Raw genomic sequence first — 10,462 nt, 5'->3', positions numbered from 1 at the left:
CGAAGTCAAGGGGTTTGTGCCGCCCCGATTAAAATATTATGTCACTACAAAACGATTTCGGCGACCACCCCTAGCAACCATGCGGGTTTGCGGGGTGTCACCCCCCGAAAATCGGCAAAATCGGGGGAAAGCTGTTAAACCTGGGTTAATCGAGCTCAATCTGGATCAGACCAGCCCGCGCGGCAAAGGCAGCAGCTTCACCCCTGGCGGCGGTGCGTCTGCGATCGCGGCGTGCAGCACGTCGATCGCCGGCGGGCGCGGGAAGCTGGCGCGCCAGGCGACGAGCACGCGGCGCTCGGGCGCCGGCTCGGTGAAGGGACGCACGACGAGCAGCTTCTCGTCGCGCCGCCAGGCCTCGGCGGCCGAGACCGGGGCGACCGAGAGGCCGGCACCGCTGGCGACCATGTGCCGCACCGTCTCCAGCGAGCCGCCCTCGAACAGACCTTCGTCGTCGGCATCGCGCGGCGACGGCGGACACGCCTGCACCACCTGGTCGCGGAAGCAGTTGCCCTGGCCGAGCAGCAGCAATTGCTCGCCGGCGATCTGCTGACGGTCGACCGTCGCCTGCGCCGCCAAGGGATGGTCCGGCGGCAGGACGACGCTGAACGGCTCGTCATAGACCGCGCGCGTCACGATTCCGGCCTCTTCGAGCGGGGTGGCGATGATGATCACGTCGAGGTCGCCGCGGCGCAGTTCGGGGACGAGGTTGGCAGTGAAGCTCTCCTGCAGGTAGAGCGGCATGCGCGGCGCGCGCCGGTGCAGTGCCGGGATCAGCCGCGGCAGCAGGTAGGGCGCGATCGTGTAGATGACGCCGACGCGCAGCGGGCCGTTCAGCGGGTCGCGCCCCTGCTCGGTGATCTCGCGCAGCTTGCCGGCCTCGGCGAGGACGCGCTCGGCCTGCGCCGCGACCTGCTCGCCGACCGCGGTCGGCCGCACCTCGGCCGCCGAGCGCTCGAACAGGATCACGCCGTAACGCTGTTCGACCTTCTTGATCGCCACCGACAGGGTCGGCTGGCTGACATGGCACTTCTCGGCGGCGCGCCCGAAGTGGCGCTCGCGCGCGAGCATGACGATGTAACGCAGTTCGGTCAGGGTCAAGACGGACTCCTGCAAATGAGTTCGGGAAGACGGTGTCGAGCGTGATCGTTCGCGGCTGCCGCCGTTCCCACGGAAAGCGGCATCAGCTCAGGCCGGCGCCGGCGCGGCGGGCTCGATCCACTGCCACTGACCGGGGGCCAGCGTCTGTGGCAGCACGTAGGGGCCGACGGCGACGCGGTGCAGGGCTTCGACGCGGTTGCCGGCGGCGGCGACCATGCGCTTGACGAGGTGGTACTTGCCTTCGGTGACGGTCAGCCGGATGCGCTTCTCGTCGAGGCGGACGCAGTCGGCGGCGGCGATCGGTTCCGGCTCGTCGTTGAGCTGAACGCCGGCGAGCAGCGCGGCGACCTGTTCGTCGCTGACCGCATGCTTCGCGCTCACCTCATAGACCTTAGGCACGCGGCGCTTGCCCGAGCTGTAGGCGTGGATGAACTGGCCGTCGTCCGAGAGCAGCAACAGGCCGGTGGTGTCCTCGTCGAGGCGGCCGACCGCCTGCACGCCACGCGCCAGCAGCGAGGGCGGCAGCAGCGAGAACACGCTCGGATGGAACTGTGGCCGGTGCGAGCATTCGTAGCCGGCCGGCTTGTTCAGCGCCAGATAGGCGCGCTCGCGGTAGCGCCACTCGACGCCATCGACGCTGAAGCGGCAGTTGGCGGCATCGACCTCGAGGTCGGGATCGTCGGCGGCAACGCCATCGACCAGCACACGGCCGGCGAGCACGCGTGCGCGGCACTCGCGCCGGCTGCCGAAGCCCTGCGTCTGCAACAGGCGGTCGAGCTTCATGGCCGCCTCCCCTGGATCGCCGATGCGCCAGGCGCAGACAGTCGAGAAGCGTGCGCCGTCGCAGCTGCTGCCGGGGCGGGGCTCGTTTTTGAGGAAATCATGGTTGAGGATGTCGGCCGGAAGTTCATGGTCAGGGTCGCAGACCGGCAGCTTGCCTTCGGCGCCCGGCTTGGCGAGCGCCAAAGCCTCCGGGATGCAGCCGAAGTCGAAGTGATCGCAAGGATCGAAGCGTAGCACGTTCCCATCCGCCCGGAGGCTGGCTGCTCCATCGACAGACATTCACGGATATCGATCGGGCAAGCCCGCTTGCCGAGGGAACCAAAGCGCAAGGGCTCCGGTCAATGGCGGCGCTGTCAGCGGCCGGCAGGCGGTTGTCGGAATACTCCGGGCGCGACAATTGAGTCCGGCCGACAAATCGTCTACGCTGGCAGCTCGCACGGCGAAGGCGTCCGCTCAGGAAAATGCGCCACCAATAACGAATACCAGGCTTCAACCAACCACTCAGGAGTCAAGCATGCCCAGCACTGTCACCCTCGGCGGTAACCCCTTCAACGTCGCCGGAAACTTCGTCCAGGCCGGCGACAAGGCCCCCGCCTTCTCGCTCGTCGCCAAGGATCTCGCCGACGTCGGCCTGGCGAACTTCGCCGGCAAGCGCAAGGTCCTGAACATCTTCCCGTCGATCGACACGCCGACCTGCGCGACCTCGGTGCGCCAGTTCAACAAGAAGGCGAACGACAAGGCCAACACGGTCATCCTCTGCATCTCGGCCGACCTGCCGTTCGCGCAAGCCCGCTTCTGCGGCGCCGAAGGCCTGGAAAACGTCGTCACCCTGTCGACGATGCGTGGCGCCGCCTTCCTCAAGGACTACGGCGTGGCGCTTGAGAACGGCCCGCTGGCCGGCCTCGCCGCGCGCGCGGTCGTCGTCATCGACGAAAACGACAAGGTCGTCTACAGCCAGCTCGTCGGCGAAATCGCCAACGAACCCGACTACGACGCCGCGCTGGCCGCCCTCGGCTAAGCCAGCTTAGCAGCGCATCGGGGACTGCCGGATCGCCGCCCTGCGGTGCTCCGGCAGTTTCTTTTCAGCCCTGCCGTTTCATAACCTCATGCCCCCATTCCGCCCGCAGCTCGCACTCGGCGTGCTCGGAGCGATCCTGTGCTCGCCGCCGCTGCTGGCGTCGCCGCTCCTGCGCTGCCAGATCGAGCACGTCGGCGTCACCACCGTGCATGACTTCGCGCCGGTCAGCGACCCGTACCGGGCCAAGGCCATCGACATCGACGAGCGCTTCCGCTTCAAGGCGGTGGTGATCGGCGACGCGCAGGCGATCGAGTACGTCAAGCTGTACGCCTACTACTGGGACTGGAACAAGGAGCGGCCGATCCTGCTGCACCAGGCCCACCATCGCGCCCCCGTCGCCCAGGCCAATCCTTCGCCGGACGCGCTCGGCGGCTGGCATTCTCTGTATTCGGGCGACCGCGAGCGGGAATTGCGCTACGCCTGCGCGCTGCACGAGTCGGCACCATGAACGGCACCTTCCGCCGCTGCCTGAGCATCGCGCTCGGGCTTTTCCTGAGCGCGCTGGCACAGATCGCACCGGGCGCCGAGACGACGCCGGCCGCAGCCGCTGCAACCAGCGCTAGCGGCGGCCGCGTCTCGGTCGCCTTCGTCGGCGACCTAATGCTCGCCGAGACGCCCGGCCGGGAAATCGCGCGCGGCCGCGATCCCTTCGCGCCGTTTGCCAGCCTGATCGACAGCGCCGACATCCGCGTCGGCAACCTCGAATGCGTCGTCGCCACCATCGGCAAGCCCGACCCGAAGAAGATCTATTCCTTCCGCACCCACCCGCGCGCGCTGAAGCTGCTACAACGCCACTTCGACGCGCTGGCGCTGGCCAACAACCACTCCGGCGACTTCGGCCCCGAGGCCTTCGCGCAGATGCTCGGACTCCTCGAACGGCACCAACTGGGCTGGTTCGGCGGTGGCAGCGACCTCGCCAGCGCGCACGCGCCGCTGATCGTCGAGCGCAATGGCCTGCGCATCGCCTTCCTCTCCTACAACGAGTACTTCCCGCGCAGCTTCGAGGCCGACGTCGACCGCCCCGGAATCGCCTGGAGCGAGGACGAGCAGGTGAAGTTCGACATCGCCGCAGCGCGCAGGCAGGCCGACCTCGTCATCCCGTTCATGCACTGGGGCTGGGAAAACGAGCGCCTGGCCAACCCGCGCCAGCGCCAGCTGGCCCGCCTGATGATCGACGCCGGCGCCGACGCGGTGGTCGGCGGACACCCCCACGTCACCCAGGACATCGAACACTATCGCGGCAAGCCGATCATCTACAGCCTCGGCAACTTCGTCTTCGACGGCTACGACAATGAGGCCAACAACACCGGCTGGCTCTTTCGCCTGCAGCTCGACCGCGCAGGCGTCGTCGGCTGGCAGATCTTCGTCGCACGCATCGACCGCCGCGGCACCCCGCACCCCGCGCCTGCCGAGGAGGGGCTTTGCTGGCAGCGCGGCGACGCGACGCCACGCGCCGGCGCCCTCAGCTGCAGCGACGCGATGTGAGCCAGCGCGCATTCTCGGCCGCCGCCGCTCCCGCAGCACCCCGTCATCGCGAGCCCGCAGGGCGTGGCGATCCAGTGCGTAGGGCTCGCATCAGGTCGCCCGTGAAGGCTGGCAAAGGCGAGGAGACAGAAGAACGCACTGGATTGCCACGGCGCTATGCGCCTCGCAATGACGGGATAGCGACGCGTCATCGCGAGCCAGAAGGGCGTGGCGATCCAGTGCGTAGGGCTCGCATCAGGTCGCCCGTTGATGGCTGGCAAAGGCGAGGAGACAGAAGAACAAACTGGATTGCCACGGCGCTACGCGCCTCGCAATGACGGGATAGCGACGCGTCATCGCGAGCCCGCAGGGCGTGGCGATCCAGTGCGTAGGGCTCGCATCAGGTCGCCCGTGAAGGCTGGCAAAGGCGAGGAGACAGAAGAACAAACTGGATTGCCACGGCGCTACGCGCCTCGCAATGACGGGATAGCGACGCGTCACCGCGAGCCCGAAGGGTTTGGCGATCCAGTGCGTAGGGCTCGCATCGGGTCGCCCGTTGATGGCTGGCAAAGACGAGGAGACAGAAGAACGAACTGGATTGCCACGGCGCTGCGCGCCTCGCAATGACGGGATAGCGACGCGTCATCGCGAGCCCGCAGGGCGTGGCGATCCAGTGCGTAGGGCTCGCATCAGGTCGCCCGTTGATGGCTGGCAAAGGCGAGGAGACAGAAGAACGCACTGGATTGCCACGGCGCTACGCGCCTCGCAATGACGGGATAGCGACGCGTCATCGCGAGCCCGAAGGGCGTGGCGATCCAGTGCGTAGGGCTCGCATCAGGTCGCCCGTTGATGGCTGGCAAAGGCGAGGAGACAGAAGAACAAACTGGATTGCCACGGCGCTACGCGCCTCGCAATGACGGGATCGCGACGCGTCATCGCGAGCCCGAAGGGTTTGGCGATCCAGTGCGTAGGGCTCGCATCAGGTCGCCCGTGAAGGCTGGCAAAGGCGAGGAGACAGAAGAACAAACTGGATTGCCACGGCGCTGCGCGCCTCGCAATGACGGGATAGCGACGCGTCATCGCGAGCCCGCAGGGCGTGGCGATCCAGTGCGTAGGTCTCGCATCGGGTCGCCCGTGGATGGCTGGCAAAGGCGAGGAGACAGAAGAACGCACTGGATTGCCACGGCGCTACGCGCCTCGCAATGACGGCAGCGAATCGCTGCGTTTCATGCTCAGGGCTGGCACGACTCGCCATGATCTTTAGCGCAGACGGCGGCCGATCAGGAAACGCGCACCATTCGCGGCTGCCGCCGCTCCCACCCAAGCACTCCAGCAGCCACCTCGCGTGGGAGGGCCGGCAGCGAGCCGCGTAGCTCGGGTTAGCGCGGCGTAACCCGACAAGACATCACATCGATCGTCCTACAGCCGCGTAAGCCGACAAGACCGGCGACGTTCACCTCAACTTCAACCCGCCTGCCCGGGCCGTCTTGCCTGCTGCCAGGCGAGCACCGCCTGCGCCGAGTGCGCGAGGATTTCCTGGTAACGCTGCTGCGGCAGCGCCCCACGCAGGGCGGCGAACAGCTGCTGCGTCCCCTCCTGCGCAAACGTCGACAGCGCAGGGTTGGCGAGCAGGACGATCTGGATGTTGGCCAGCGCATCGGCGACCAGCCGCCAGCCGAGTTCGGGCATGCGCTTGTCGAGCGCCAGCAGCATGCTGCCGAGGTGCTGCACGATCGCCTGCGCCTCGTCGTCGCTGTCGCAGGCGGCCATCGCGTGCCACAGCGCGAGGTGCATGTTGCGCCGCAGTTCGACCTTGAAGTCGATCGCGTCGCTCTCGATCTCGCCGATCTGGCTGAAGAACCACTGGAAGCGCGCGTCGGCCTTCGCGTCGAGGCGATTGCGCAGGGCGCCGATCAGCGCCGACAAGGCCGGGATCGCCGACAGCTTGAACGCCTGGCTGTAGGCGAGTCCCCACTGGTCGAGGCCACTGATCAACAGCGCCAAGCGCAAGGCGCGTGCGTCCTCGTCGGCACCCGCCAGACACCAGTTGCGGCAGCGCGTCTCGACCTCGGACATCACCTGGCCCGCGTCGGCCGCAGCGGGATCCATGGTCAGCCGGAAGGTCCCGGCAAAGACGTCCTGGGCCATTTGCGCAGCGGTCTTCTGCGTGGCCGCATCCGCCAGCGCGGCAAGCGAATCGACGATGGGGCGGGCTTCGGTGCTCATGGGCTTTCGGGGGTTTGAGGTTGGACGCGCATTCTAGCGGAAGGCGCGCTCGGGCAGCGCCGATGAATCGCCGCGCCGATAATCAGATAACATGGAGAGCGCCGGGGACGGGCCGCCGCGCATGCTCGGTGCTGCCGGACGCGTACGTAAATACGTACAGCCGGCCGGACACCCAAGCTCGGCCAGGACCACGCTTCCAGCACAGGCTGCCGACTCAACTGACAAGGACCCGCCATGAAACCGCTCTGCTTCGTCCTGATGCCTTTCGGCAGGAAGACCATCGCCTCCGGCCAGAGCGTCGATTTCGACGCAGTCTATGCGGAACTGATACAGCCCGGGATCGTCGCCGCCGGCATGGAGCCGCTGCGCGCCGACGCGGAGGTGGTCGGCGGACTTATCCACAAGCCGATGTACGAGCGGCTGATCCTCTGCGATTTCGCAGTCGCCGACCTCACCGGTGCCAACGCCAACGTCTTCTACGAACTCGGGCTGCGTCACGGCGTGCGCCCGGCGACGACGGTGATGCTGTTCGGCGAGGACGGCCCGCTTCCCTTCGATGTCGCTCCGCTGCGCACGCTGCGCTACGCACTCGGCGCCGACGGCAGGCCGGCCGATGCAGGAGTGGCAGCGGCAGGCGTCACGCGTTTCCTCGAAGAGGCGAAGCGCGCGCAGGGCGAGCCGGCACAGGACAGCCCGCTCTTCCAGCTGCTCGACGGCTACCAGCCTCCCGACATCGCGCGGCTGAAGACCGACGTCTTCCGCGAGCAGGCGCAGTACGCGCTCGACGCGAAGAAGAAGCTCGCCACAGCCCGCCGTAGCGGCAAGGACGCCGTCAGTGCTGCGGCGGCCGGGCTCGGCGACCTCGCCCCGCTCGAATCCGGCGTGCTGATCGACCTCCTGCTCTCGTACCGCGCGGTCAGCGACTGGCAGGCCATGGTCGATCTGGTCGCCAGGATGCCCAAGCTGCTCGCCAGGACGACGCTGGTGCAGGAGCAGTACGGCTTCGCGCTCAACCGCCTCGGCCGCGGCGAAGAAGCCGAGAACGTGCTCAGGGAAATCATCGCCAGCCGCGGTCCGAGCAGCGAGACGAACGGGCTGCTCGGCCGCGTCTATAAGGATCGCTGGGAAGCCGCGAAGAGGGAAGGCGACGTCATCGCCGCAGGCGGCTTTCTGGAACTCGCGATCGAAACTTACCTGCAAGGCTTCGAAGCCGACTGGCGCGATGCCTACCCAGGAATCAACGCGGTGACGCTGATGGAACTCACGAGCCCGCCCGACCCGCGCCGCGTCGAGCTGCTGCCGGTCGTCACCTATGCCGTCAAACGCCGGATCGCCAGGGGGACGCCCGACTACTGGGACCACGCCACCCTGCTCGAACTCGCGGTGCTCGCCAGGGACGCAGGCGCCGCCATGAAAGCCGCAGCCAGCGCGCTCGCCGCCGTGCGCGAGGCCTGGGAAGCCGAGACCACCGCGCGTAACCTCGCGCTGATCCGCGAGGCGCGGGCAAGCAATGGCGAGGGCGTCGGCTGGGCCGACCGGATCGAGCAGGCGCTGCTGAAGAAGGCGGGGGAGGCGTAGAAGAGGGAGGCAGGACATGGCCATCAAGGAAATCCCGGTCGACCAGCGCGTCATCGACGTCGATTCACGGCGCTTCGCGGTGATCGAGAAAGCGCTGGTCGAGCTGATCACCAACAGCGACGACAGCTACTCGCGGCTGGAAAAGACCGGTGATCCGGTGAGCGGCCGCATCGCGATCGCCTACGAGCGCCACCAGGGCGGCGCCCTGCTCGTCGTCACCGATGAGGCCGAAGGCTTGTCCTTCCCGCGCGCATGTCAGGTCCTCGCCTATGGCGGCGCGCACAGCCCGCTGGCGCGCGGCGAGCGCGGCGGTCGCGGCTACTTCGGGCGTGGCCTCAAGCAGGCGATCTATGGCCTCGGCCACGGCTGGATCGAGACCATCCACCACGACCGACTTTCGCGCATCGAGCTGTTCCGCGCCGAGAACGGCGGCTACCTTTACGACGATGGCGGCGGCGACCGGCCAGCAACCGCCGGGGACCGGCAACGGCTCGGCATCGCCGACGGCGGCACGCGCGTCAGCATCGTCGTCGACAACCCGCTCGCCAACATCCCGCACCACGCGAGCCTCGCCCAGGCCCTCGGCAACAACATCTACCTGCGCGAGATCCTCGCGCGCCGCCAGGTCGAGCTGACGCAGTTGCGCCACGGCAGCGAGCTCGAGAAGAGCGCCCTGCTGCGTTACGAGGCGCCACGCGCCGCCGACCTGCTCGGCCCGGAGCACGCCGCCCTCTTCGTCCATGCCGGGGAACAATACCCCTTCACGATCACCCTGAAGCGCGCGCTAGACGCCGAGCTGACGACGGTCGGCGACGAGCGCAGCAACGGCCTGCTCGTCGTCTCCGGCAGCGCGGTGCTCGACTGCCAGTTCTTCGACTTCGAGAAGCAGCTGGGAACAGAGTATTTGTTCGGCACCGTCTCCTGTCCGGCGCTGATCGAAAAGCTCGGCGATGGGCTTGCCGTCATCAGCGACGAGCGCGAGGGCCTGAACCGCAAGGATCCCTTCGTCGCCGCCTTCGCGCACGCGGTCAGCCGGCTGCTCGCCCCCTTCGTCCTCGCCGAGCGCGAGAAGCTGAAGCATCTGGCACGCGCGAGCATTTCCGGGCGCACCGGGCAGATGATCGAGCAGCTGCTCGAGCGGATGAGCCGGGCGGCGCTGCAGGACCTGGGGCTGCCGGCACCCGGCGCCGACACGGTCGCCGCCGGCAACCAGCCTGCCGCACTGCGCTTCAGCACGCCCTTCTACTATCGCAAGCCCGGCCACCCGTTCCACGTCGCGCTGCTCGTCGATCCGGGCCGCTTCGCCCAGGAAAGCGAATTGCGCTTCGACTACGTCCTGCCCGACTCGCTGCGCATCGACCCGGAACCGGTCGCCATCCCGCTCTCGACGCTGAACGACGGGCAACGCATCGAATGGAGCGTCACCGGCGAGACTGCCGGCGAGCGCGGCGAAATCACCGTGCGCGCCGGCGACTACTGGGCCTGGTGCGAGATAGTCATCGCCGAGCACGCCGTCGGGCAGCGACACGCTGCGCCGGCCCATTTCCAGCCTGCCGCCCCCGCCGCAGCGCCGGCCAGATCCGCGCTGTCACGCGACCACGGCCTCGCGATGTTCGCCGGCTACGAATTCCGCAACCTCGCCAACTCCTCGGCGCGCGCCATCTACAGCCGCGAGGAACGCAAGATCATCATCAACACCGGCGCCCCGACCGTGCAGCTCTACGTCGACGGCCACGGCCACTTCCGCGACTCGGCGCGGCTCCTGCTCGCCGAACTGTTCATGGACGTCATCGCCGACGAACTCGCGCGCCGGAAGCTCGAAAGATCCGGCCGCAAGGACGACATCGACGCGTATCACGCAGCCAAGCTGGAGCTCGTCCGCCGTTACGGCAGCGAGATACATCAGGTGTTCATCGGGACGGCGGGGTGAGCGCAGTTTGCTTAGGGAAGTGCTGAATAAATCCGTTCGCCCTGAGCCTGTCGAAGGGCGCCAGCATACAAATCAAGGGCTTCGACGAGCTCAGCCCGAACGGGAACGAATAGATCAGCGTTTCCCTAAGGAAACGCTGAATAAAGCGCCAATCTGAGCCGGTGAGCCTCGCAAATTGCGCGATTGCCTATTTTTTAAGCAAATTATCGGTCAATTTTCCGATTTTTCCCCCTGAATCCGTGCTTTTCAGCCCTTTTTCGCCCCATTTCCCGCGCTCAGGACGCAATTTGCCCGTCGAGCGCCAT

At 67.4% G+C, this 10,462-nt stretch carries 8 protein-coding genes; 5 read left to right on the top strand and 3 right to left on the bottom strand.

Annotated features, from left to right (window positions below; all coding sequences use genetic code 11):
• Window positions 1-165 precede the first annotated feature (165 nt).
• Together CCR84_RS01670 and CCR84_RS01665 are read right to left on the bottom strand one after the other, a co-directional pair.
• Window positions 166-1,098 carry a hydrogen peroxide-inducible genes activator gene (locus tag CCR84_RS01670; protein WP_201209206.1) on the bottom strand — a complete coding sequence of 311 codons (933 nt, stop codon included), beginning with the start codon at window positions 1,096-1,098 and terminating at the stop codon, window positions 166-168.
• Between the two features lie 87 nt (window positions 1,099-1,185).
• Complete coding sequence (locus CCR84_RS01665; RefSeq protein WP_201209207.1) at window positions 1,186-1,881, bottom strand: pseudouridine synthase; 696 nt, start codon at window positions 1,879-1,881, stop codon at window positions 1,186-1,188.
• A gap of 514 nt (window positions 1,882-2,395) precedes the next feature.
• Here CCR84_RS01665 and tpx point away from each other — a divergent pair.
• The 3 genes from tpx (at window position 2,396) to CCR84_RS01650 (ending at window position 4,444) form a co-directional block, all read left to right on the top strand.
• The gene (tpx, locus tag CCR84_RS01660; RefSeq protein ID WP_201209205.1) at window positions 2,396-2,899 is read left to right on the top strand and encodes a thiol peroxidase; all 504 of its coding nucleotides are present in this window, start codon (window positions 2,396-2,398) and stop codon (window positions 2,897-2,899) included.
• 88 nt (window positions 2,900-2,987) lie between these two features.
• On the top strand, window positions 2,988-3,407 hold the full coding sequence (locus tag CCR84_RS01655; RefSeq protein ID WP_201209204.1) for a hypothetical protein: 420 nt from the start codon (window positions 2,988-2,990) through the stop codon (window positions 3,405-3,407).
• Window positions 3,404-4,444, top strand: coding sequence for a CapA family protein (locus CCR84_RS01650; RefSeq protein WP_201209203.1), 1,041 nt, complete (start codon window positions 3,404-3,406; stop codon window positions 4,442-4,444). The genes CCR84_RS01655 and CCR84_RS01650 overlap by 4 nt, the downstream gene beginning before the upstream one ends.
• 1,443 nt (window positions 4,445-5,887) lie before the next feature.
• Here CCR84_RS01650 and CCR84_RS01645 read toward each other — a convergent pair.
• Complete coding sequence (locus CCR84_RS01645; protein WP_201209202.1) at window positions 5,888-6,649, bottom strand: hypothetical protein; 762 nt, start codon at window positions 6,647-6,649, stop codon at window positions 5,888-5,890.
• Window positions 6,650-6,883: 234 nt separating this feature from the next.
• Between CCR84_RS01645 and CCR84_RS01640 the strand changes: the two genes are divergently transcribed.
• The gene (locus tag CCR84_RS01640; protein ID WP_201209201.1) at window positions 6,884-8,227 is read left to right on the top strand and encodes a TRAFs-binding domain-containing protein; all 1,344 of its coding nucleotides are present in this window, start codon (window positions 6,884-6,886) and stop codon (window positions 8,225-8,227) included.
• Window positions 8,228-8,243: 16 nt separating this feature from the next.
• Entirely contained in the window at window positions 8,244-10,157 is a 1,914-nt protein-coding gene (locus CCR84_RS01635; RefSeq protein ID WP_201209200.1) for an ATP-binding protein, read from the top strand.
• Window positions 10,158-10,462: the final 305 nt, after the last annotated feature.

The organism is Rhodocyclus purpureus, from assembly GCF_016653115.1.
GTDB lineage: Bacteria > Pseudomonadota > Gammaproteobacteria > Burkholderiales > Rhodocyclaceae > Rhodocyclus > Rhodocyclus purpureus.
This window is presented reverse-complemented; position numbering and strand designations above follow the sequence as displayed.